Source organism: Micromonospora sp. BRA006-A (assembly GCF_033433935.1).
GTDB lineage: Bacteria > Actinomycetota > Actinomycetes > Mycobacteriales > Micromonosporaceae > Micromonospora > Micromonospora aurantiaca.
Map to the genome: position 1 here is coordinate 3,441,618 of NZ_JANCLW010000001.1, position 23,725 is coordinate 3,465,342.

General features: G+C 72.7%; 17 protein-coding genes and 1 pseudogene. 7 read left to right on the plus strand and 11 right to left on the minus strand.

Translation table 11 applies throughout. The annotated features are described in order from the left end of the window. The first annotated feature begins 67 nt into the window (after positions 1 to 67). Positions 68 to 4,354, plus strand: a complete 4,287-nt coding sequence (locus tag NMK34_RS15580; protein WP_318334001.1) for a discoidin domain-containing protein — start codon at positions 68 to 70, stop codon at positions 4,352 to 4,354. 229 nt (positions 4,355 to 4,583) lie between these two features. Here the strand turns inward: NMK34_RS15580 and NMK34_RS15585 are convergent, their stop codons facing one another. Next, on the minus strand, positions 4,584 to 5,975 hold the full coding sequence (locus tag NMK34_RS15585; protein WP_318334002.1) for a PLP-dependent aminotransferase family protein: 1,392 nt from the start codon (positions 5,973 to 5,975) through the stop codon (positions 4,584 to 4,586). Positions 5,976 to 6,015: 40 nt separating this feature from the next. Between NMK34_RS15585 and NMK34_RS15590 the strand changes: the two genes are divergently transcribed. Then, positions 6,016 to 6,981 carry a DMT family transporter gene (locus NMK34_RS15590; protein WP_318334003.1) on the plus strand — a complete coding sequence of 322 codons (966 nt, stop codon included), beginning with the start codon at positions 6,016 to 6,018 and terminating at the stop codon, positions 6,979 to 6,981. Here NMK34_RS15590 and NMK34_RS15595 read toward each other — a convergent pair. Together NMK34_RS15595 and NMK34_RS15600 are read right to left on the minus strand one after the other, a co-directional pair. Continuing rightward, positions 6,919 to 7,698: a hypothetical protein gene (locus tag NMK34_RS15595; protein WP_318334004.1), complete on the minus strand. Its 780-nt coding sequence runs from the start codon at positions 7,696 to 7,698 to the stop codon at positions 6,919 to 6,921. The genes NMK34_RS15590 and NMK34_RS15595 overlap by 63 nt on opposite strands. A 6-nt stretch (positions 7,699 to 7,704) precedes the next feature. After that, positions 7,705 to 8,127, minus strand: coding sequence for a hypothetical protein (locus NMK34_RS15600; protein ID WP_318334005.1), 423 nt, complete (start codon positions 8,125 to 8,127; stop codon positions 7,705 to 7,707). Positions 8,128 to 8,459: 332 nt separating this feature from the next. Here NMK34_RS15600 and NMK34_RS15605 point away from each other — a divergent pair, with 332 nt between their 5' ends. Further along, entirely contained in the window at positions 8,460 to 10,025 is a 1,566-nt protein-coding gene (locus NMK34_RS15605) for a pectate lyase (RefSeq protein WP_318334006.1), read from the plus strand. 58 nt (positions 10,026 to 10,083) lie between these two features. Here NMK34_RS15605 and NMK34_RS15610 read toward each other — a convergent pair whose 3' ends face one another. The 8 genes and pseudogenes from NMK34_RS15610 to NMK34_RS15645 all read right to left on the minus strand — a co-directional run bounded on the left by NMK34_RS15610 (position 10,084) and on the right by NMK34_RS15645 (position 20,121). Continuing rightward, a complete protein-coding gene (locus tag NMK34_RS15610; RefSeq protein WP_318334007.1) occupies positions 10,084 to 11,802 on the minus strand; it encodes a cellulose binding domain-containing protein in 1,719 nt (572 codons plus the stop codon). 28 nt (positions 11,803 to 11,830) lie between these two features. Then, positions 11,831 to 12,217, minus strand: a pseudogene (locus NMK34_RS15615) (non-reducing end alpha-L-arabinofuranosidase family hydrolase); the annotation flags it as partial. Positions 12,218 to 12,591: 374 nt separating this feature from the next. Further along, entirely contained in the window at positions 12,592 to 12,972 is a 381-nt protein-coding gene (locus tag NMK34_RS15620; protein ID WP_318334009.1) for a YccF domain-containing protein, read from the minus strand. A gap of 41 nt (positions 12,973 to 13,013) precedes the next feature. Further along, entirely contained in the window at positions 13,014 to 15,812 is a 2,799-nt protein-coding gene (locus tag NMK34_RS15625; RefSeq protein ID WP_318334010.1) for a DUF5682 family protein, read from the minus strand. Continuing rightward, complete coding sequence (locus tag NMK34_RS15630; protein WP_318334011.1) at positions 15,809 to 16,921, minus strand: AAA family ATPase; 1,113 nt, start codon at positions 16,919 to 16,921, stop codon at positions 15,809 to 15,811. Before NMK34_RS15630 ends, NMK34_RS15625 begins: the two co-directional genes overlap by 4 nt. Before the next feature lie 13 nt (positions 16,922 to 16,934). After that, positions 16,935 to 18,257, minus strand: coding sequence for a vWA domain-containing protein (locus tag NMK34_RS15635; RefSeq protein ID WP_318334012.1), 1,323 nt, complete (start codon positions 18,255 to 18,257; stop codon positions 16,935 to 16,937). Then, on the minus strand, positions 18,254 to 19,651 hold the full coding sequence (locus tag NMK34_RS15640) for a hypothetical protein (RefSeq protein ID WP_318334013.1): 1,398 nt from the start codon (positions 19,649 to 19,651) through the stop codon (positions 18,254 to 18,256). Before NMK34_RS15640 ends, NMK34_RS15635 begins: the two co-directional genes overlap by 4 nt. After that, positions 19,651 to 20,121 carry a hypothetical protein gene (locus NMK34_RS15645; RefSeq protein WP_318336358.1) on the minus strand — a complete coding sequence of 157 codons (471 nt, stop codon included), beginning with the start codon at positions 20,119 to 20,121 and terminating at the stop codon, positions 19,651 to 19,653. Before NMK34_RS15645 ends, NMK34_RS15640 begins: the two co-directional genes overlap by 1 nt. A gap of 252 nt (positions 20,122 to 20,373) precedes the next feature. On the opposite strand from NMK34_RS15645, the gene NMK34_RS15650 reads away from it, so the two are divergent. The 4 genes from NMK34_RS15650 to NMK34_RS15665 are packed head-to-tail and all read left to right on the plus strand — an operon-like array spanning position 20,374 to position 23,694. Further along, complete coding sequence (locus NMK34_RS15650) at positions 20,374 to 21,210, plus strand: FUSC family protein (RefSeq protein ID WP_318334014.1); 837 nt, start codon at positions 20,374 to 20,376, stop codon at positions 21,208 to 21,210. A 10-nt stretch (positions 21,211 to 21,220) separates the two neighbouring features. Beyond that, entirely contained in the window at positions 21,221 to 22,330 is a 1,110-nt protein-coding gene (locus NMK34_RS15655; protein ID WP_318334015.1) for a Xaa-Pro peptidase family protein, read from the plus strand. Next, positions 22,327 to 23,469, plus strand: coding sequence for an acyl-CoA dehydrogenase family protein (locus NMK34_RS15660; protein ID WP_318334016.1), 1,143 nt, complete (start codon positions 22,327 to 22,329; stop codon positions 23,467 to 23,469). The genes NMK34_RS15655 and NMK34_RS15660 overlap by 4 nt, the downstream gene beginning before the upstream one ends. Before the next feature lie 9 nt (positions 23,470 to 23,478). Beyond that, positions 23,479 to 23,694, plus strand: coding sequence for a DUF433 domain-containing protein (locus NMK34_RS15665; protein ID WP_013286269.1), 216 nt, complete (start codon positions 23,479 to 23,481; stop codon positions 23,692 to 23,694). The last annotated feature ends 31 nt before the right edge of the window (positions 23,695 to 23,725 follow it).

Below are 23,725 nucleotides of genomic sequence, written 5' to 3' on the forward strand. Positions count from 1 at the left end.
CCGCGCCACCGCACCCCCACCCCCGAACGCCTCTCCACCTCCCCCGGGAAGAAGGTGTCCGTCCACCATGTCCAGACTCCGTACCGGAATCGTCGCGGTGCTCGCCGCGGTCGGCCTGGTCGTCACCGCGGCCCCGGCCCCACCGGCCCTGGCCGCCGGCGGCCCGAACCTCGCCGCCGGGCGCACCGCCACCGCCAGCAGCGTCAACGGCCCCTACGTCGCGGCCCACCTGACCGACGGCAACCAGGGCAGCTACTGGGAGAGCAGCGGCGCGCTGCCCCAGTGGGCCCAGGTCGACCTCGGCACCAGCCGCGCCGTCGACCAGGTCGTGCTGAAGCTCCCGGCCGCCTGGGAGGCCCGCAACCAGACGCTGTCCGTGCAGGCAAGCGCCGACGGCGGCGGCTTCACCACAGTCGTCGCCTCCGCCGCCCGCACGTTCAGCCCGGCCGCTGCCAACACCGTGACACTCGGCTTCACCGCCACCGACGCCCGCTACCTGCGGGTCGTGATCACCGCGAACACCGGCTGGGCCGCCGCGCAGCTCGCCGAGCTGGAGGTGTACGGCGCGGCCACCTCCTCGACCAACCTGGCGCTCGGCCGGACCATGACCGAGAGCGGCCACGCCGACGTGTACGGCGCGGGCAACGCCAACGACGGCAACGCGGCCACCTACTGGGAGAGCCCGAACAACGCGTTCCCGCAGTGGATCCAGGTCGACCTCGGCGCCGCCACGAGCGTCAACCGGCTGGTGCTGCGGCTGCCGTCCGGCTGGGGCGCACGCAGCCAGACGATCACCGTGCAGGGCAGCACGAACGGTTCGGCGTTCGGCACGCTCGTCGGGTCCGCGTCGTACGCGTTCGACCCGGGCGGCGGCAACACGGTGACGGTCACAGTGCCCACCGCGTCCACCCGGTACGTGCGGCTGCTGTTCACCGCCAACAGCGCCTGGCCCGCCGGGCAGCTCGCCGAGCTGGAGGTCTACGGCCCGGTCACCGGCGACACCCAGGCGCCGAGCGCGCCCGGCAACCTCGCGTTCACCGAGCCGGCCACCGACCAGGTGCGGCTGACCTGGACCGCGTCCACCGACAACGTGGGCGTCACCGGCTACGACGTGTACGCCAACGGTGTGCTGCGCACGAGCGTCGGCGGGTCCACGCTGACGTACACCGACACCCAGCCGGCCGGGACCACCGTCTCCTACTACGTGCGGGCCCGCGACGCGGCCGGCAACGTGTCGGCGAACAGCACCACGGTGACCCGGACCGGCGACACCGGGGACACCGTCGCGCCCACCGCGCCCGGCAACCTGGGCTTCACCCAGCCGGCGAGCGGGCAGATCCGGCTGACCTGGACCGCGTCCACGGACAACGTGGGCGTCACCGGCTACGAGGTGTACGCCAACGGCACGCTGCGTACCACTGTGAGCGGATCCACGCTCACGTACACCGACAGCCAGCCGGACAGCGCGACAGTCTCGTACCACGTCCGGGCCCGCGACGCCGCCGGGAACGTGTCGGCGAACAGCAACACCGCCACCCGCACCGGCAGCGGCACCGGCGGCACCAACCTGGCGGTCGGCAAGCCCGCCACCGCGTCGTCGATGGTGCACGTGTTCGCCGCCGCCAACGCTGTCGACGACGACGTCACCACGTACTGGGAGGGCGCGCCCGGCGCGTACCCGAGCACGCTCACCGTCGCGCTCGGCGCCAACGCGAGCATCAGCGCCGTCGTGGTGAAGCTCAACCCGGACCCGGCGTGGGGCGCGCGCACCCAGACGTTCCAGGTGCTCGGCCGGGAGCAGTCCGCGTCCGGGTTCACCAGCCTGGCCGGCTCCGCGACGTACTCCTTCAACCCGGCCAGCGCCAACACGGTGACCGTCCCGGTCTCCGCGACCGCCGCCGACGTGCGGCTCCAGTTCACCGCGAACTCCGGCTCCTCCAACGGGCAGGTCGCCGAACTCCAGGTCATCGGCGTCCCGGCGCCGAACCCGGACCTCACCGTCACGGCTGTCACCGCGTCGCCGTCCGCGCCGGTGGAGACCGACGCGATCACGCTGTCCGCCACCGTGCGCAACGCCGGCACCGCGGCCTCCGCCGCCACCGCCGTCACCCTCTACCTGGGTACGACGAAGGTCGGCACCGCCGCCGTCGGCGCGCTCGCCGCAGGCGCGTCGAGCACCGTCTCGGCGGCCATCGGCGTACGCGACGCGGGAAGCTACCCGCTCACCGCGAAGGTCGACGAGTCGAACGCGGTGATCGAGCAGAACGAGGCGAACAACTCCTACACCGGCCCGACCCCGCTGACTGTGAGCCCGGTCGCCAGCTCCGACCTGGTCGCCTCCGCCGTCACCTGGTCACCCGGTACGCCGAGCGCGGGCGCCGCCGTCTCCTTCGCGGTGACGCTGCGCAACCAGGGCACGATCGCGTCGGCGAGCGGCGCGCACGGTGTCACGCTGACGGTGCGCGACCAGTCCGGCGCGGTGGTCCGCACGCTCACCGGCTCGTACAGCGGCACGATCGCCGCCGGTGCCACCGCCGGACCGGTGTCGCTCGGCGCCTGGACCGCCGCCAACGGCCGGTACACGGTGCGGGTTGTGCTCGCCGACGACGCCAACGAGCTGCCGGTGAAGCGGCAGAACAACACCAGCGACCGGTCGCTGTTCGTCGGTCGCGGGGCGAACCTGCCGTACGACGCGTACGAGGCCGAGGACGGCACGACCGGCGGCGGCGCGCAGGTGATCGGCCCGAACCGCACCATCGGCGACCTCGCCGGGGAGGCGTCCGGACGCCGCGCGGTCACGCTCAACACCACCGGCGCGTACGTCGAGTGGACCACCCGCTCGGCGGCGAACGCCCTGGTCGCCCGCTTCTCCATCCCGGACGCGCCGGGCGGAGGCGGGATCGACTCGACGCTCAACGTCTACGTCAACGGCGTGCTGCACAAGCCGATGAGCCTCACCTCCAAGCACATCTGGCTCTACGGCGCGGAGGCCGGGCCGAGCGACTCGCCGAGCGCCGGAGCGCCCCGGCACCTGTACGACGAGACGAACGTGCTGCTCGACGCCACGGTTCCGGCCGGTAGCCGGATCCGGCTCCAGAAGGACCCGGCGAACACCACCACGTACGCGATCGACTTCGTCGACACCGAACTGGTGTCGCCGCGCGCCAACCCCGACCCGGCCCGCTACAAGGTGCCCACCGGGTTCAGCCACGCCGACGTGCAGAACGCGCTCGACGCGGTACGGATGGACACCACCGGCACCCTGGTCGGCGTCTACCTGCCCGCCGGCACGTACGAAACGGCGCAGAAGTTCCAGGTGTACGGCAAGGCGGTGAAGGTCGTCGGCGCCGGCATGTGGTTCACCCGGTTCCAGACGCCGCGCAACCAGCAGAACACCGACGCGGGTTTCCGGGTCGAGTCCTCGGCGAGCGGGTCCACCTTCGCCCACCTGGCGTTCTTCGGCAACTACACCAACCGGATCGACGGTCCCGGCAAGGTGTGGGGTGAACTGAAGGACGTGGACGACCTGACGCTGGACAGCGTCTGGGTGGAGCACACCGTCTGCGCGTACTGGGGGGTGAGCGTGGACGGCCTGACCATCAGGGACAGCCGCTTCCGCAACACCTTCGCCGACGCGGTGAACATGACAAACGGCAGCACGAACAACCTGGTCACCAACTCGGAGGGCCGCTCCAACGGCGACGACGCGTTCGCGCTGTTCTCCGCCACCGACCAGGGCGGCTCCGGCGGCAACCACGGCAACGTGTTCGAGAACCTGACCGCCACGCTCACCTGGCGGGCGGCGGGGCTGGCGGTGTACGGCGGCTACGACAACGTGTTCCGCAACCTGTACATCGCCGACCAGCTCACGTACTCGGGCATCACGATCAGCTCGCTGGACTTCGGCTACCCGTTCGTCGGGTTCGGCGCCAGCCCGCCCACCCGGTTCGAGAACATCTCGCTGATCCGGTCCGGCGGGCACTTCTGGGGGGCGCAGACGTTCCCGGCGATGTGGTTGTTCTCCGCGTCGAAGGAGTTCCGTGGCATCCGGGTGACCGACGTGGACATCGTCGATCCGACGTATTCGGGGATCATGTTCCAGACCAAGTACAACGGCAGCCAGCCGGAGAACCCGATCACCGACACGGTGCTGACGAACGTGTCGATCTCCGGTGCGCGGCGCAGCGGTGACGCGTTCGACGCGAAGTCCGGCTTCGGCATCTGGGTCAACGAGATGCCCGAGGCGGGCCAGGGCCCCGCGGTCGGCGCGGCCACCTTCACCAACCTCCGCCTGACCGACAACGCCCAGGACATCAAGAACACCACGACGACCTTCACCATCACCCGCAACTGACCCCCGCCCCCCCCGCCCCGCCCTCTTCCGCCCCGCGATCTTGCACCTTCGGCCTCCGTGATGCCGGATTACTCCTGCTATGAGGGGCACCAAACTGCAAGATCGCGGGTGCGGGATGGGCGGGGCGGGGCGGAGCGTTGATCTTGGAGTTGTGGCACCTGCGATGGCGGGGCGAAGCCGACAATATGTGGCACCACAAGTCCAAGATCGACGGGGTCAGTTGCCGCGGTCAGTGGGGGAGGGCGGTGGACAGGCGGCGGATCGCCTCGTCCATCTGCTCGGGTGGGGCGGCGGCGTACGTCAGGCGCAGGTGGGGGGCGGGGGGTTCGGCGGCGTACCAGGGGCGGCCGGGGAAGACGGTGACGCCCGCCGCCGCGGCCGTCGCGGTCACCGCCACGTCGTCGGTGCCGTCGGGCAGGCGTACCCACAGGTGCAGCCCACCGCGCGGGACGTCGCGCGGCGCCAGCGACGGCAGGTGCCGGTCCAGCGCGGCGAGCAGCGCCTCCCGGCGGGCCCGCAGCTGTACGTGCAGGCTGCGGCGGTGCCGGTCCCAGGCCGGCGCGGTGAGGAACTCCACTGCGGCCTGTTGCAGCGGCCCGGCGACGAACAGATCGTCGAGCAGACGGGCGGCGCGCAGCCGTGCTCCGGCCGGTCCGCGCGCGCCGATCGCGGCGATCCGCAGGCCGGGCGCCGTGGACTTGGTGAGCGAGCGCAGGTAGACGACGTGCCCGTTCGAGTCGTCGGCGGCCAGTGGAGGCGGAGCCTCGCCGTCGATGGTGAGGTCGCGGGCGTAGTCGTCCTCGACCAGGAACGCCCCGGCCTCGCGCACCGCCTCCGCCACCTCGCCACGCCGGGCGGCGGACAGGGTCGCGCCGTGCGGGTTGGCGTACAGGGGCTGGCAGTAGAACAGGCGGGCGCCGGTACGGGCGAACGCGGCGGCGAGCTGGTCGGGGCGTACCCCGTCGGTGTCGGCGGGGACGGGCACCACCCGCAGCCCGGCAGCCCGCGCGGCGGCGAGCGCACCCAGGTAGGTGGGGGACTCGACCAGGATCGTGTCGCCGGGGACGGCGAGCGCCCGCAGCGTGGAGGAGAGCGCCGCCTGCCCGCCCGGGCAGATCACCATGTCCTCGGCGCGCAGGCCGCCACCCGCCTCGCGAGCGAACCAGGCGCGCAGGTCGGCACGTCCCTCGACCGGGCCGCGCTGCCACGCCGCTGGTTGCCGGGCCGCACGGGCGAGCGCGGCACCGAGCGCGGCGGCCGGCTGGAGATCGGGGTCCAGGTAGCCGCCGGTCAGCGGGATCGCGCCTGACGGCGGTAGCGCCAGCAGCGCCTGCATCTCCTCCTCGCCGCCGCGTCGCGAGCCGAGCGCGACTGTCTGCCACGACAGATCCGCCCGCGGTGGGTCGGCGCGCCGTGCCGCCACGTACGCGCCGCGGCCGGGACGTGTCTCGACCAGCCCGTCCGCGACGAGCCGCCGGGTCGCCTCGGCGACCGTCACGGGGGAGACGTGATGGTGCGCGGTCAGCTCCCGTACCGACGGCAGCCGCGTGCCGGGGGTGGCGTCGGCCGCCAGCGCACCCAGGTGCCGGACGACACGATCGATAGCGCTACCATCATTCATGACAGCACAGAGTAGCGCTACTGCCCCGACCGCGGTAACGGTGAGACCGGGCGCCGGGATCGCCCTCGGCGCGCTGGGCGTACTGGCCTTCAGCATGTCGCTGCCGGCCACCCGCGTCGCGGTGCACACACTGGACCCCTGGTTCGTGGCGTTCGGGCGGGCCGTCGGCGCGGCGCTGCTCGCGTGGGCCTACCTGCGGCTGACCGGCGCGCCGCGCCCCACCCTGGACCAGTGGCGACGGCTGTCGATCGTCGCGCTCGGCGTCGTGGTCGGCTTCCCCCTGTTCACCTCGCTGGCGCTCACCACGCAGACGTCCGCGCACGGCGCCGTGGTCGTCACCGTGCTGCCCGCCATGACCGCCGTGTTCGCGGTGCTGCGCGCCGGCGAACGGCCACCGCCGCTGTTCTGGATCGCCGGCGCCGCCGGCCTGGCGCTGGTGCTCGCGTTCCTCGCCGCGAGCGGCTCGATGCGCGGCGCGCTGTCGGCCGCCGACCTGTTCCTGCTCGCCGCCGTGGTGCTCTGCGGACTCGGGTACGCCGAGGGCGGCCGGCTGGCCCGCGACCTCGGCGGCGCCCGGACGATCTGCTGGGCGTTGCTGCTGTCGCTCCCGGTCACCGTGCCGGTCACGGTGGTGGCCGCACTCGTCCACCCGCCGCAGGGCGGCGGCGCCGCCGCCTGGACCGGGTTCGGCTACCTCACAGTGGTGTCGATGTTCCTCGGCTTCTTCGCCTGGTACGCCGGGCTGGCCCGGGGCGGCATCGCCAAGGTGGGCCAGATCCAGCTCGTCCAGCCGGTGCTCACGCTGATCTGGTCGGCGGTGCTGCTCGGTGAGGCGGTCACGCCCGGGGCGCTGGTGGTGGCGGGTGCGGTGCTGGCCTGCGTCGTGCTCATCCAGCGCACCCGGGGCGGCGCGGTGCCGGCGCACGCCCCGGGCGGGTCGTCCTCAGCAGGCCGCGATCGTGCCGGTCACGCTGGAGACGTACGCGTGGCTGACGAAGTGTCCTGACGCGAGGCGGTTCCACTGGCTGGTGGTCCGGTACGGGCCGCTGACCGACTGGCCGGTGACCGAGCACTCGATCGGCACGTTGGCGTACGTGGCGGCCAGGCCGACGACGGGGTTGCTCGTGCTCGGACCGGAGCGGATGTTGAGCGGGCCGTTACCGATCCGGCCCCGGGTGCCGGTGCCGGTCCAGAGGTAGGCGACGTCGACCCAGGCGTTGTCGGTGAGCAGCAGACCGTCCCAGAAGGTGCCGTCGGCGAGGTCGATGCCGGCCGGGCTGCCGACCACGCGCCCGAACTGGTCCCGGCCGCCGTTGTAGCCGCTCTGGTACGCGGCCTGCGCCTCGGGCCGGCCCTGCGGCAGGTCCTTCCACGACTCGCGGACACTGCTCGGGTTCCAGTAGTCGTCTCTGGTGTTCCACGGTCCGATGTCCCAGACCGGCGCGTACTCGCAGCGGCTGCGGGTGGTGGTGCACACCCGGACGGTGTAGTCGCCGGTGTTCTTCGGCGAGAGGCCGCGGGCCGACGGCAGCGCGACGAAGTGGTCCCGCGAGACGATCACGTGCCCGTTGGCGGTGGTGCCGCCGACCAGGCCCTCGCGGGTGGCGTACACCCGGTAGGTGAGGCCCGGGGTGGCGGCCGTGACGGCGGCGATCGAGTCGGCGACGAGCCGGACCGTGCGCACGGTGGGCGCGGCGGACGGCCGTTCGGCGGTGAGCGCCACCCGGACCTAAACCCGGGTGACGGGCTGGTCGAAGACGGCCTGGCCGGAGACGGACCGCCACTCGGTCCACGCGCCCGATCGCCAGCCGCGTGCCGCCACCTCGACGGCGCCGGTGCCGGTGGTCGCGTCGACGTCGGCCCGGACCCGGTTGGCCGGCGCGGCGAGCGGGTGGGGCGCGGTGACGAGCATGCCCCCGGCCGTCTGCCGGCGCTGGGCGGCCGGTCGGCTCGCCGTGTCGGCGAGGCGTAGTCCGGCACCGGTCCAGCGGACGCCGACGTCGTCGGCGTCGACGACGGTGAGGTCGGCGGACCACGCGTTGCCGGTGGCCGCGGGTTCCGCCGGGGGTGCGGCGGGCGCCGGCGAGACGGCCAGGACGGCGGCGAGCGCGCCGGCGACCGCGGCCGGCAGGGTCCTGCGGGGATGGGACACGGCGCTCCTCGTGAGGGCAGGAAGTAGACGAACGTCGATTTCTGGGGTGACGTGCAGGCAACCACCGATCGCGCGTCCCGTCAAGAAGGCGTCCGCGGCCTCCGGCCGCCCGGAGTAGTGCAAAAAACCTGCAAACGCCAGCCCTTGCCTTCCTGGAAAGCGCTTTCATACGATTGCGTTACATCGATGTTTCATGTGCGGGCCGGGCATCGCAGATGAACCACATTCGCTGGCGGCGCGCCTGATCGCGTCGCGGCTCCTCATTATTCCCATTCGGTGACTGCCGCTGCTCGGCGGCAATTCCCGGATGCTCGAAAAAGGAATGAGGCGACATGAGAAGAACAGTCGCACTGCGACTCCACGCGGCACTGGCCACGGCGGTCGTCGGCATCGCCGTCGCCGTGGTGCTGCCGTCCCCGCAGGCGTCGGCGGCGGCCGGAAGCGCCACCGGCTACGCCACCCAGAACGGCGGCACCACCGGCGGCGCGGGCGGCCAGACGGTACGCGCCACCACCGGCACCGCCATCCACGCCGCGCTCTGCGGGCGGGCCAGCAGCAGCACCCCGATCATCATCGAGGTGACCGGGACCATCAACCACGGCAACACCAGCAAGGTCTCCGGATCGAGCTGCAACACCGCCGACGGCGTGATCGAGCTGAAGCAGATCAGCAACGTCACCATCACCGGGGTGGGCAGCGGCGCCGTCTTCGACCAGCTCGGCATCCACATCCGCGACTCCCGCAACATCATCATCCGGAACGTCACGGTGCGGAACGTCAAGAAGTCGGGCTCGCCCACCTCCAACGGCGGCGACGCGATCGGCATGGAGAGCAGTGTCCGTAACGTGTGGGTCGACCATGTCACGCTGGAGGCGTCCGGCGGGGAGTCGGAGGGCTACGACGGGCTCTTCGACATGAAGGACGACACCCAGTACGTGACGCTGTCGTACAGCATCCTGCGCAACTCCGGTCGCGGCGGCCTCATCGGATCGAGTGAGAGCGACCGCGGCAACGGCTACATCACGTTCGAGCACAACCTGTACGAGAACATCGACTCCCGGACGCCGCTGCTGCGCGGCGGCATCGCCCACATGTTCAACAACCACTACACCGGGCTGCACGAGTCGGGCATCAACTCCCGGGCCGGCGCGCGGGCCAAGGTGGACAACAACTACTTCCGCAACTCCAAGGACGTGCTCGGCACGTTCTACACCAGCGAGCGCGGCACCTGGCAGGTCAGCGGCAACATCTTCGACAACGTGACCTGGTCCTCGCCGGGCAGCGACAACTACCCGGCGGGTCCGAACGTGACCTCGACGACCACGGTCAGCGTTCCGTACTCGTACCGGCTCGACGCGGCGAGCTGCGTGCCGGACATCGTGCGGCAGACGGCGGGCGCCAACACCGGCCTGCGAGTCTCCGACGGCAACTGCACGCCGCAGTCCCCGGCACCGACCACGCCGGGGCCGACCACGCCCGCCCCCACCACGCCGCCGCCCGGGACGACCACCCCGCCGCCGTCCGGCGGTACCAACCTGAGCCTCGTCTCCGGCGCCGGGGCCGACGGGTCCAGCAAGGCCGGCGGCACCAGCTACGGCAACGTGCGCGACGGCAACCTGAGCACGTACTGGTCGCCGTCCGGGGCGACCGGCACCGTCTCGATCAAGTGGGGCTCGGCCACCACCGTGTCCCGCGTGGTCATCCGTGAGCCGTCCGGCACCTCGGGCTCGATCGGGTCGTGGCAGCTCGTCAACAACGACACCGGCGCGGTGCTCGCCTCCGGCAGCGGGGCCGGCCAGATCACCTTCGGCGCGACCTCGCTGAAGAAGATCAACTTCAAGATCAACAGCTCCGGCGGTACGCCGAGAGTCGGCGAGTTCGAGACGTACGCCAGTTAGCGGGCGCGACGAGCGGGGGCGGCCGATCCGGCCGCCCCCGCCTTGTTCGTGTCGCCGGTCAGAGGGTGAGCACGACGGTGGAGATGCTCCGCGCGCCGACGTTCACCGTCACCTGGTTGCCGTTCACGCCCACCGGCTGGCTCGCCGCGCTGGCGTTCTGCGACGTGGCCACGTACTCGGCCCGGCTCACGTTCTGCGGCGCCTGGATGATCGCGTTGTTCACGGCACTGGTCGACCTGTTGAGGATCACCAGCGTGACCTTCCCGTCGCCCTGGTACGCGGTGACCTCCAGCGGCGACGCCTTGGAGCTCTTGGTCAGGGCGACCCGCTGGTAGCCGGGCCGCACGTACTTCGCGTACTGCGAGAACGCGTACCCGCGCTTGAGCGGCGCCCCCGCCACGGTGCCGTACGCGGACTCGCCGTCACCGATGAACGAGTAGTAGCGCTTGCCGTACCACCAGACGTACGCGCTCCAGTTCGACTCCATCGACTTGTGCACGGTGCGCATGATGTCGTCGAGCGTCTCGTTCCAGGCCGCGGCGTTGGCCGGGTTGCCCCAGATGTTGGAGCCGCCGCCGTCGGCCGCGTGCAGGTTCCACTCGGTCATCCACACCGGCTTGTTGTACTGCTGCGCCAGCGTGTACGGCTTCAGCCGGCCGGACGCCTCGGTGCCGTACAGGTGACCGCCGATGTAGCCGATGTTGTTGCGGGCCGCCGCGTCGTTGAGCGTCGGGTCGGTGTACCCGTAGTTCAGGTTCACCGCCTCGGCGACCATCAGCTTGGTGTTCTGCACCTTGGCGCCCTGCTCCCGCATGAAGGTCTGGAGTTCGGTGCCGCTCCAGTCCATCGAGTCGTAGTCCGGATGCCAGTCCGGCTCGTTCTGCACGGACGTGACGTCGATCGTCACGCCCTGGTTGCGCATGTACTGGACGTAGCTGTTGAGGTGGCCGGCGTAGTCGTCGTAGTAGTCGGTGCGCAGCTTGCCACCGTTGATCCGGCTGTTGTTCGTCTTCCAGGCCGCCGGGGCGGTCCACGGCGACGCCATGATCTTCACGTTCGACCCGTACGACTTCGCCGTCCGCAGCGCGCTGACCTGGGTGCCCCACTCGCCGGACACCGGCGAGATGCCGGTACGCACGATGGACAGGCCGAGCTGGTTGGGGCCGAGCCCGACGAGCGTCTGCGTCTCGGCCGTCGACCAGGCGCCGCCCCAGATCGACACGGCGGCGCCGAACCCGTCGATGGTCTGGTAGCGGCTGGCGGTGTTGACGGTGATGTCCGCCGCCCCGGTGGGCGGCGGGCTGCTGGGTGAGGTGGTCGGCGAACTCGTCGGCGACGTGGACGGCGATGTCGGCGTCGTGCCACCGGTGCAGGTCACCCCGTTGAGCGCGAAGCTCGTCGGTGCGGGGTTGCTGCTGGTCCAGGCCCCGTTGAAGCCGAACGACGTGCTGCCGTTGGTGGGGATGGAGCCGTTGTAGTCGACGTTGCGGGCGCTGACCGCCGCGCCGCTCTGGGTCACAGTGGCGTTCCACGACTGGGTGACGGTCTGGCCGGCGGCGTAGGACCAGGTGAGCGTCCAGCCGTTGACCGGGTCACCGAGGTTGGTGACCGTGACGTTCGCGCCGAAGCCGCCCTGCCACTGCGACGACACGGCGTAGGTGACCGCGCAGCCGGCCGCCGCCGCCCCGGCCGGCAGCGCCGCGGCCACCGCGGTCGACGCCAGCAGGACGGCCCCGGCCGACAACACCGCGGTACGGGTCGTCTGGTGCCTTCTCATCGGACCTCTCTCTCCTCGATCGGCCGGATCAGCGCTGGAGGGTCAGGAGACCCGGCCGGTAGGGCAGGAGGCCGTAGTCGCCGCCGGAGTTGGGGGAGCGGCCTTGGTAGAGCAGTTGGAGGTTGCAGGGGTCGACGGTGAAGGTCTGGTCGGCGGTGGTGCGGATGAGTTCGCCGTGGCTGATGTCGTTGGTCCAGGTGGCGCCGCTGTTGGCCTTACCGGCGAAGGGGTTGGACTCGGTGGCGGCCTGCGGGGTCCAGGAGCCGTTCAGGCTGGTGGCGGTGAAGGAGCGGAAGTAGCGGCCCTGGGAGCCGATGGCTTCGACGATCATGAGGTAGCGGTTGTCCCGACACCACCGCTGCACATTATCGATCTTCACCCCCGCCGTGAGCAGGGCATCCAACGCGCTCATGACCAGACGCCGATTCGCCACGCCCCGCAGTCAAACCCGGCCCCGCGACACCTCCCAGCCCGCTGATCATGTGACACATGTATTGGGACTTCACCTGCGACAGAGGTCATGGGACTGAACAGCCCTCGCGGGGGCCGTTTCGTACCAAGATCTCCCGCAATCCCGGTGACCGGAACGCGGATCCCGCTCATCAGGACTCGCACTCGTTGCCCGAGGAGTGCTAACCGCGGGTGGAACGTCATGGGTGTCTCCGCCCTCGTTTGACACCCATGACGTTCCACCCGCTCGCGGGGCGCAGCGGACGCCAGGGGAGAGGCTGGGCGCGGCGAGGGCCCGGCCCCGGCCCTGGCGGCGCGGGTGCCGGGGCTGGCATGTGGTTACGGGTTTTCGACGACCTCCTGGCCGAGCGGCCACAGCGCCGCCGGGACCAGCTTGAAGTTCGCCACCCCGAACGGGATGCCGATGATCGTCACGCAGAGCGCGATGCCGGCGAGGATGTGCGACAGCGCCAGCCACCAGCCGGCCAGCACCACCCAGAGCACGTTCGCCAGGCCGGAGGGCAGACCGGCGCCCGGCTTGCGCACGATCGTGCGGCCGAACGGCCACAGCGAGTACGACGCCAGCCGCAGCGAGGCGACACCGAACGGGATGGTGACGACGAGGACGAAGCAGATCAGGGCGGCCACGCCGTAGCCCAGGGCCAGGACGAAGCCGCCGCCGAAGACGAGCCACAGCAGGTTCAGCAGAAAGCGGATCACCACTCCATGGTCGCCTGCCCTCGCAAACCCGCCGACGTCGATCAGTCCGCCAGCAGCGTCGCCACCGCATGAGCCGTCGCCGGGTGTGCGGCGAGCAGCACCGACGCCCCGTCACCCGGCGGCGTGCCGCCCTCGGCGAGCGGCTGCCAGTCGCCGGCGCACCCGAGCAGCGCCGCCACCGCGTCGACCGCCTCCGGATGGGCGACCAGCAGACCGTGCACCGGACCGGTTCCCGGGGACGGCGCGAGCGGGGTGGACGGGGTGGGCGCGGCCGCCCACGGTGGTGTCCAGGAGTCCAGTGCCGGCAGCGTGGCGGGGAACGTGCGTTCCGCCTCGCGGACCAGCAGTGGCACCAGCTCCGGGCCGTGCTCGCGCAGCGTGGTGATCAGCGTCGGCAGCCAGGGCAGCAGCACCGGGTCGGGCAGCCCGGCGAACGCGGCGGACATGGTCTCCACCACGAACGGCGCGAGCCCCGGCACCGGTTCGAGCGCGTGCACGAAGCCGGACAGGTACTGCGGGAACGCGGGCACCACGAGCGGATTGGCGAGCAGCTCGGCGCACTGGTCGCGCAGCCGCGCCAGGGGCAGCAGGCCGAGCTGGTGGCGGGCGGCCCAGAGCAGCGCCAGCTTGGCGGGCGACTCCGGGTGGGCCTGCGCGACCGCCAGTTCGAGCTGGGTGCGGTCGCACCCGAGCGACAGCGCGAGGCTCTCCATGCTGAACAGGAAGCCGAGCATCGCGCCGACCTGCCGTACGCCGGTGGACTCGTCCACGAACGCGGTGGGCAGCAGCGTGCAGTAGTGGGCGTACCCGGTGGTGACGAACGTCCGGCACCAGGCCGGCAGCGCCGGTCCGGTGGTGCGGTGGTGGGCGAGCAGCCGCCGGATGCGGCGCAGCACCTCCGGTGCGTCGTCCACTGTGCGTTCGGCGGCGAGCAGCTCCACCGCCCGCGCGCCGAGTTCGTCGACCAGGCGCGGGCTGTCCAGCAGCCGGATGGCGTCCTCGACGGCGGCGAGCGCGCGGGCGGCTGTCGCGTCGGGGCCGCGTACCGCCCGCCGCAGCCGTTGTTCCAGCACCTGCTCGACGGTGACGCCCTCGTAGCCCAGCTCGATCAGGGCGCGCTGGTTGCGGCCGAGCGCGAGATCCCAGCTCTCCTGTTCGGAGCGGTGGCCGAGGCGGCGCTCGCCCATGATCGGGCGGACCGCGTCGGCCGGCAGCAGGTGCCGCAGCATCCACAGCAGGTCGGAGCAGGGTGCCAGCGCCGGGTCGGCCCGGAGGTCGAGCAGCGCCCGCTGCACGGTGCGCCGTTCCAGGTCGAGGCCGAGGGGGCGCAGCCGGTCCAGGACGTCGCGGGCCAGCGGCGGCAGGGAGTCGTACCCGACCTGGCCGACGCGGTCGCCGCCGAGGAGGATCTCGCAGAGCCGGCGGATGTCGCGGCGGCCGGGCACCACGTCCTTCTCGATGCAGGTCACGGCGGCGTCGGCGAAGTCGTACGGCGTGGGCCGTGCGCGGTTGCGCATGGTGGCGAGCAGGATCGACGTCTCGAACACGGCGATCGCGTCGGCGGTGCTGGCGAGGTAGCCGTTGCGGCGGGCGAGCCGGACGATGTCGACGCACCAGCCGCGCAGTTCGGCCTCGTCCAACTCGTCGAGGACGGGCGGGGCGGCGAGGAACCCGCTGAGCCGGTCCGTGGCCGGGCCGGTCGCAGCCGACGCGGTGGCGCGGGCCCGGCGGCCCTTCTTCTCGGTACGCTGCCCGGCCAGGCGGTACGGCGTGAGCCGGGTGCGGGTGAGCGCCGCCGTCCAGTTCGCGGCAGCGATGGAAACGGTGCCCTGGGCCAGCCCGAACTGCGCCTCGATGGCCGAGTGGCTGGACGGGATGAGGCCGTAGCGCCAGCGGGTGCCGGTGCGCGGACTGATCGGGAAGTCCGGCGCGGTCGAGTCGAGGCCGAACTGTTCCACATGGCTGGCGGCGTGGAAGGCGCCGCAGACGTAGAGGCAGTCGGCCGGGTCGGCGCCGCTTTCGGCGAGGTGCTGTCGCATCCGGGTCCACATGTACCGTTCGCGGTCCTCGTCGCGTTCGTCGCGGGCGGACCGGGACGGGCGCAGCCGCCGGAACAGGCTGCCGATCAGCACCATGACCTGCCGGTAGGTGTCGTGGTCGGCGTCGGCGAGCGGCCGTTCGACGTACTGGTCCCACCATTCCGACCAGTGACGCACCTTGCCGTGGTGCAGCAGGTGGGCTTCCAGTTCGGCGAACCGGGGGCGCAGGTCGCCGATCTCCACGCCGACCGCGTCGCCGTGCAGTCCCGCGTCCTCGTCGGCGGAGTCCGGGCCCGGTGCGGGTCCGGTGTCGTCGCGGGGGGTCCACTGGAAGACGTGGTCGGTGGAGCGGTCCACGAGCACCAGCTCCACGCCGGGGGTGTCCAGCGCGTACGCGACGGCCTGGTATTCGGCGGACGCCTCGGTGATGGGGGCGACCACGCTCAGCGGGCTCCACTCGGCGGGGAAGCCGTCGAGTTCGGTGGCGAACGCCTGCACCGCCACCGGCAGGCGGCAGTTGCGCAGCTCGTCGAGCAGCGGGCGCAGATCCTCGCAGAGTTCCAGGTAGATCACCTTGGGCGGGCGGGCGCGCAGGCGGCGTGCCATGGCCAGCGCCGAGGCGGGGGAGTGGTGGCAGACGGGGAAGATCTCCAGCCGTTCGCGCAGCGCCCGGTCCACGTCGTCGACCATGCCGGAGAGGATGCCGGCGAGCGCGTCCGGGGAGCCGGCGAACGCGGCGGCGGCGTCGGTGAGCTGCTCGCGCAGCGGGCCGAACAGGCCGGTGGGTGCGGGCGCGGTCATGACAGCGACGCGATCGCCTGGCGGCCGCCGTCGAGGAAGCCCTCCCAGTCGCCGCCGTCGGCCTTGGCGCGGGGTTCGACCACGCCGTGCAGGTACTTGTTGAGGATGGCCAGGTCCTCCGGGGCGCGGCGGGCCAGCGAGCCCATCAGCGAGCCGGCGAGCGTCTGGGCGCGCAGGGTGCGGTCGCCGAAGAACTGGCTGTGCAGGATCGCGTCCTCCAGCACGCCGATCTGCTCGGCGGTGGACAGCGCCGACTCCAGCTTCTCGTCGTCGCTGGTGGCGGCGGACGCGGCGGCGCGCAGGTCGGCGAAGCTCTGCAGCAGGATGTCGAGCAGGGTGGGCGGCACGTCCAGTTCGATGTGGTGCCGGCGCAGCAGCTCCTCGGTGCGGAAGCGGACGATCTCGGCCTCGCTGCGCTTGTTGGTGACGACCGGGATGCGGATGAAGTTGAACCGCCGCTTGAGCGCGGAGGACAGGTCGTTGACGCCCCGGTCGCGGCTGTTGGCGGTGGCGATGATCGAGAAGCCGGGCTTGGCGAAGACGATGTTGTCGTGGTCCAGCTCGGGGATGGAGACGTACTTCTCGGACAGGATCGAGATGAGCGCGTCCTGGACGTCGCTGGTGGAGCGGGTCAGCTCCTCGAAGCGGCCGATCACGCCCTGCTCCATGGCGGTCATGATCGGCGAGGGGATCATCGACTCGCGGGACTGGCCCCGGGCGATGACCATGGAGACGTTCCACGAGTACTTGATGTGGTCCTCGGTGGTGCCGGCGGTGCCCTGCACGACGAGCGTGGAGTTGCGGCAGATCGCGGCGGCGAGCAGCTCGGCGAGCCAGCTCTTGCCGGTGCCCGGGTCGCCGATGAGCAGCAGGCCGCGGTCGGAGGCGAGCGTGACGATGCTGCGTTCGACGAAGCTGCGGTCGCCGAACCACTTCTGCGGGATCTCCCGGTCGAGGCCGTCGGCGCGTTCGGAGCCGAGCACGAACAGGCGGACCATGCGGGGGCTCAGCCGCCAGGAGAACGGCTTCGGCCCGGTGTCGACGGATTCCAGGTAGGCCAGCTCGTCGGCGTACTTGGCCTCGGCGGGGGCGCGGAGCATGTCGGACATCAGGGGTGCTCTCCTAGGTGAGGAAGTTCTTCAGCTCGGCGACGAGCTTGCGGATGTGGCCGGAGATGACGGGGGTGCCGAGGTCCTTGAAACGCTGCCGGAACCAGGGGTTGACGCTCTGGTGGCCGGAGCTGTTGACCGAGCCGACCGGGATGAACTTCACGCCGGAGCGGTGCACGGCCTCGATGCCGTCGAACAGCGGCTGGGACCTGTCGAACTCGTAGAAGTCGGAGATCCAGACCATGACCGTGTTCCGCGGCTCCACGATCTTGGGGCGGGCCAGGGCCATGGCGACCGGGCCGTCGTTGCCGCCGCCGAGCTTGGTGCGCAGCAGCACCTCGAACGGGTCGTGCACCCACGGGGTCAGGTCCAGCGCCCGGGTGTCGTACGCGATCAGGTGCACGTCGACCTTGGGCAGGCCGGCGAAGATCGAGGCGAGGATGGTGCAGTTGACCATCGAGTCGACCATCGAGCCGGACTGGTCGACCACCACGATCAGCCGCGACGGGGTGGTCCGCCGGGCGGTCTGCCGGTAGTAGAGCCGGTCGACGTAGAGGCGCTCGTCGTCCGGGCTCCAGTTGGTGAGGTTCTGCCAGATGGTGCGGTCCAGGTCGAGGTTGCGGAAGACCCGCTTGGGCGGCACGGACCGGTCGACGGCCCCGACGGTGGCCTGCGCGACCTGGGTACGCAGCACCTCGGAGACCTGGTCGACGTAGCGGCGGATCAGTGACTTGGCGTTCGCGAGCGCCACCCCGGACAGGTTGGACTTGTCCCGCAGGAGCTGCTCGATCAGGGACATGCTCGGGGTCAGCCGGGCGGCCAGCACCGGGTCGGCGAGCACCTCGCGCAGCCGCATCCGGGCCACCAGGTCACCCTCCAGCCCGGCGAGCGTGGCGCCCAGGCCGGCGCCCTCGCGGCGCAGCTCGCCGGGCTGCGCGCCGCACGCCTGCTCGAACCAGCCGGCGTCGGCCTGCCAGCGGGCGAGCTGCCCGGCGCTGACCTCGCCGCCGCCGGTGGCGAAGACGTTGAGCAGCAGCTTGGACGCCAGCGCCGCGCGGCGTACCTCGGTCTCGGCCGGCTGGAACGGCCCGGCGGCGGTGGTGTCGTCGCCGGGGGTGAGCAGGCCGCGCAGCTCGCCGGCCAGCGCCGGGAAGCGCTGGACGACGGTGTCGACGGAGACGGCCGGGTCCAGCAGGGCGGTGGGCAGGCCGAGGTCGTCGACGACGGCGACGCTCGCCGACTCCAGCCCGGGTTGCTCGTCGGGGCTGAACAGGCGGGCGAGCAGCCGCCAGTAGAGCACCTGGCGGCGGTTGGCGTGGGTCCGGTCGTCGGTCATCGGCGCAGCAACCGTCCCGCGCGTTCGCGCAGCACCGCCACGGCGTCGCCCGCCTTGGCCTCGGCCTTCGCCGTCTTCGGGTCGGTGACGCCGCACGCCCAGTCGCCGTTGTGCGTCTCGACGATCTGCTTCCTGACGGTGGCCCGGACCGCGAGGGGTTGCAGCAGCCAGCGGCCGTCGTCCCAGCGGAGCAGGCCCAGGCAGGCGGTGGAGGCGGCGACGAGCGCCGGGGTGAGCGGGCCGGCGGCGGGCAGCCGGCCGGTGGCCAGGTGCAGGGGCCGGCCGTCGAGGTCGAGCGCCGGGGCGCCGTCGTCGTCGCGCACGGTGTAGCCCTCGACCAGGACCGGTTCGGCGATCGCGGCGGGGTGGCGCAGCAGCGGCGCTGTCGCCGCGGCGGTGGCGCCGGCGAGCAGCACCCGGGCGGTGGCGAACGGGTCGGCCGGCTCGCCGAGGGCTGCCCGGTCCTCGGCCCAGCGCAGGTCCGCGCCGTGGGCGGTCAGGTCGGTGACGGTGACCGCCCGCCGCTGGGCCAGGGCGGTGAGCAGGACCGGGTACGCCTCCAGCAGCCGCCAGCAGGCCGGGCCGACGATGGTGGCGACCTTCGCCGCGACCACTGTGACCCGGACGAGCCGGGGCGCGCCGCCGCCTGCCGGTTCGAGCAGGGCGTGTACCTGCGCCTGGAAGGCGGTGTCGTGCTCGTGCACGTCGACGCCGAGGGGCAGCAGCCGTCCGGAGACCGGCTCGCCCGGTGCGGTCTCCCCGTAGGCGCCGTGGCTGAGCAGGACGGCGCGGGTCCACAGGTCGGCCCACCGGCGGGCGGGCACCTGTGGCAGCGACGCCACCGGCAGGGCGGCGCGCAGTTCGGCGGCGAGGCCGTCGAGGAGCACCGCGATGCGGCGCAGTGCCGGTTCGGCGAGCGCGGCTTCGACCGGCGCGGCGGCGCCGGAGAGCAGCTCGTGGTCGGTGCCGCGCCAGCCGGCGAGCGCCAGTTCGTGCAGCCATGCCCGCGCGCCGGCCAGGGCGGGCGGGGAGACGGTGGTGCCGTCCGGTGCGGCGGTCCACGACGCGCGGGACCGGCCGAGCGCGGTGTCGAGGCGGTCGAGCAGGGCGTCGTGTGCCGCGCCGAGCAGTGCGGCGCGGGCCCCGGCGAGGGCGGCCAGGTGGTCCTCGGTGAGCGCGCCGGTGCGCACCGCGCCGGCCGCCTCGGTGACGCGGGCGGCCAGCGGCGTGCCGCCGACCGCGCCGGCCAGTGCGGCCCAGGCGGCGGCGCCCGGCTCGTCGAGGCGGGCCAGGCCGGCGGTGAGGGTGTCGTCGGCGCCGTCGACGACGGCGAGCGTCTCGGCCAGCGCGGGGATCGTCACGTCGTGGAGCTGCGTGAACTGTGCGGCGAGCATCAGCGCACCGCCGCGGTGGCCGGGAACCAGTGCAGCTCCGGCACTGCTGCCGTGTCGGCCGGTACCTCGAGGTAGGCCAGATGGCGCAGGAAGCGGCTGAACACCACGGCGGCCGGGCCCGGCTCGTGCCGTGCGTCGGTGCGGGCCAGCAGGGCGGTGCCGCTGTCGACGCCGTCGCCCACGTCCACCCGCAGGTAGCGGGCGACCTGCTCGGCGCCGTACTGCAGGACCGCCTCGTCGGCCAGCGCGTGCAGGTGCTTGCAGAGCATGGTGCCGCGCAGCCCGCCGCAGGGCCGGTTGTTGTTGGTGCTGCAGTTGACCGCGTGCGTGCCGGCGGTCACCGAGGAGACGTAGACCCGTTCCACGTCGGAGCCGCTGGACACCACCCCCTGCAACCGCCCGTCGGCCAGCTCCACGAAGGGCACCTTGGCCAGCTTGCGGGCCCGCGCGGGCGGGGCCACCCGCAGCACGCTGCGCCGTCGCCACGAGGCGTCAGTCGCCTCCGTCATCTTCCCGACCTCCCCGCCGGCCGGCCGCCGCCGGGCACGCCGGGACGCCGTCGCCGGCCGTGATCCGTGCCGCTGTGACGACAAGGATCATGGACCACGGGTACGACAGGAGCGCCGTCGCGGCCGGGAATACCGTGCGGCCCGGCGGGTAGAGGGGGGCGTGATCGAGCCCGAGCCGTCGTGCCTGTGGCGCCCGGGCAGGCGGGCGGTGCGGTGACTCCCGTGGCTCCGGCGGCGCGCCGCGAGGTCCGGGAGGCGTACGAGCGGCTGCGCCGGTACTTCATCGTGGCTCTCCAGGCCGGTCTGGCCGCCGGTCTGGCCTGGTACGTGGCCGGCACGCTGCTCGAGAACCCGCAGCCGCTGTTCGCGCCGGCGGCTGCGGTGGGCACCATCGCCGCGGCGATCGGCAACCGGATCCGCCGTACCGCCGAACTGCTCGGCGGCGTGATCGTCGGCGTGCTGGTCGGCGACCTGCTCATCAAGCTGATCGGTGCCGGTCCGGTGCAGACCGGCCTGGTGGTCGCGCTGGCGATCTCGCTGGCGGTGGTGATCCGGGGCAGCGGCGCCGTGATGGTGCAGGCCGGCAGTACGGCTGTGCTGCTGGGCACCGTGGAGCCCAACGCGCCCGACCTGGCCGTGCCGCGTACCGCGAACGCGCTGGTGGGCGGCGCGGTGGCGGTGGTGGTGGTGGCGCTGCTGCTGTTGCCGCTGAACCCGGTCCGGGTGGTGCACCGCGCGGCCGGGCCCACGCTGGACCTGTTCGCCAACGAGCTGACGGCCACGGCGAACGCGCTCACCGCCCGGGACGCCGGGGAGGCAGAGGCGGCGCTGCGTCGCCTGGAGGCGGCCGAGGTCGAGCGGAAACAGACCACCGAGATCGTCGCGGCGGCCCGGGAGGTGACGTCGCTGTCACCGTGGCGGTGGCGGCGACGGGTCATCGTGGTCGGCGAGTTGCTCCAGGCATCGGGCATGACCAAGATCGAGGCGGACCGGCTGGCCGGCGTCTGCGAGCATCGCCCGGACTCCCGCCCGGACCCAAACGAACGTTAAGCTTCGGGGTGTGGGAATCGAGGAACTGTACCCCGCCGGGCGTCTCGTCGCGGCCCAGCGCGCCACCGCCGCGGCGGGCCTGGACGCGCTGCTGCTCACGCCCGGTTCCGACCTGCGCTACCTGACCGGCTACGACGCCCGCGAGGGGGAGCGGCTGACCTGCCTGGTGCTGCCCGCCGAGGGCGAGCCGACGCTGATCGTGCCGGTGCTGGAGCGGCCGGACGCCGAGGCCGCGCCCGGCACCGGGTACCGGATCGTCGACCACGCCGACGGCACCGACCCGTGGCCGCTCGTGCGCGCGGCGCTGCCCGGCCCGGTCCGCGCCGTCGGGCTGGCCGACCGGATGTGGGCGCAGCAGGTCCTCGCGCTGCGCGACGCGCTGCCCGGGGCGGCCCAGCGGCTCGCCTCCGACGTGCTGCGGGAGATGCGGATCCGCAAGTCGCCGGCCGAGGTGGCGGCGCTGGCCGAGGCGGGCGCCGCGATCGACGCGGTGCACCTGCGGATGGGGGAGTGGCTGCGCCCCGGCCGCACCGAGCGCGAGGTCGCCGCCGACCTCGCCGCCGCGATCCGGGCGGCCGGGCACGCCACCGTCGACTTCGCCATCGTCGCGGCCGGGCCGAACGGCGCGAGCCCGCACCACGGCATCTCGGACCGCCCGATCGGCGCCGGCGAGCCGGTGGTGGTCGACATCGGCGGCACCATGCCGTCGGGCTACCGCTCCGACTGCACCCGCACGTACGTCGCCGGCGGCCCCGCACCAGCCGAGTTCGTGGACTACTACGCGGTGCTGCGGGAGGCGCAGAGCGCCGCCGTGGCCGCCGTCGCGCCGGGCGTGACCGCCGAGGCCCTCGACGCGGTCGCCCGCGACGTCATCAGCGCCGCCGGTTTCGGCGACGCCTTCCTGCACCGCACCGGTCACGGCATCGGCCTCGACGGCCACGAGGAGCCGTACGTGGTGACCGGCAACCCCCGGCCGCTTCAGGCCGGCATGGCTTTCTCGGTCGAACCCGGGATCTACCTCGCCGGGCGGCACGGAGCCCGGATCGAGGACATCGTCGTCTGCACGACGGACGGCGGGCAACGGCTCAACACCACCCCCACGGAGCTCATCGCGCTATGAACGTCGACCGGATCCTGCCCACCGACGAGGCTCACGACCTGCTGGACCTCGCCACCGAACTCGCCGACCGGGAGCTGGCCCCGGCCGCCGCCGGTTTCGAGGCCCGCGCCGAGTTCCCCCGGGAGGTGCTGCGCACCCTGGGCCGGGCCGGCCTGCTCGGCCTGCCGTACGCGGAGGAGCACGGCGGCGCGGCCCAGCCGTACGAGGTGTACCTCCAGGTGCTGGAGATCCTCGCCAGCCGGTGGCTGGCAGTGGCCGAGGCGGTCAGCGTGCACACGCTGTCCTGCTACCCGCTGGCCCAGTTCGGCACCGACGAGCAGCGCGAACTGCTGCCGGACATGATCGGCGGGGAGTTGCTCGGCGCGTACTGCCTCTCCGAGCCGCAGGGTGGCTCGGACGCGGCGGCGCTGACCACGCGGGCGGTGCGCGACGGTGACGCGTACGTGGTGACCGGCACCAAGGCGTGGATCACGCACGCCCGGGTGGCCGACTTCTACAACATCTTCTGCCGCACCGGCGGCCCCGGCCCGAAGGGCATCTCCTGCCTGCTGGCCGACCGGTCCACGGCGGGCATCCACCCGCAGGCCGCCGAGCGCACCATGGGCCTGCACGCCTCGCCGATCGCGCAGATCGCCTTCGACGACGCGCGGGTGCCGGCGCAGCGGCTGATCGGCGGCGAGGGGGCCGGGTTCACCATCGCGATGTCCGCGCTGGACTCCGGCCGCCTGGGCATCGCCGCGTGCGCGGTGGGCCTGGCCCAGGGCGCGCTGGACTACGCGGTCGGCTACGCCCGGGAGCGCCGCCAGTTCGGCCGCGCGATCATCGACTTCCAGGGGCTCGGGTTCAACCTGGCCGACGCCGCCACCCAGATCTCCGCCGCGCGGGCGCTCACGCTCGCCGCCGCGCGGCTGCGCGACGCCGGCCGCCCGTACTCGATCGAGGCGGCGAAGGCGAAGCTGTTCGCCACGGACGTGGCGATGCGCGTGACCACCGACGCGGTGCAGGTGCTCGGCGGCGCCGGGTACGTCGCCGACCACCCGGTCGAGCGGTACATGCGGGAGGCCAAGGTGCTTCAGATCGTCGAGGGCACCAACCAGATCCAGCGGCTGGTCATCTCCCGCGCGCTGGCGAAGGGCTAGCCTGTCGCGGTGACCTTCCCCCGGATCACCGTGGACCCCGACGTCATGGGGGGTGCGCCCTGCGTACGGCAGTCGCGCATCCCCGTGGCCACCCTGCTGGCCATGATGGCCGAGGGCATGTCCGTCACGGACATCCTCACCGACCTGCCGTTCCTGGACGAGGAGGACATGGCGGAGGTGCTGAACTACGCGGCGGACGCGGTGCGCGACCGGACGGCGCGCTGAGCGTCACCGCGGCGGGCCGGGTGCGGCGTGG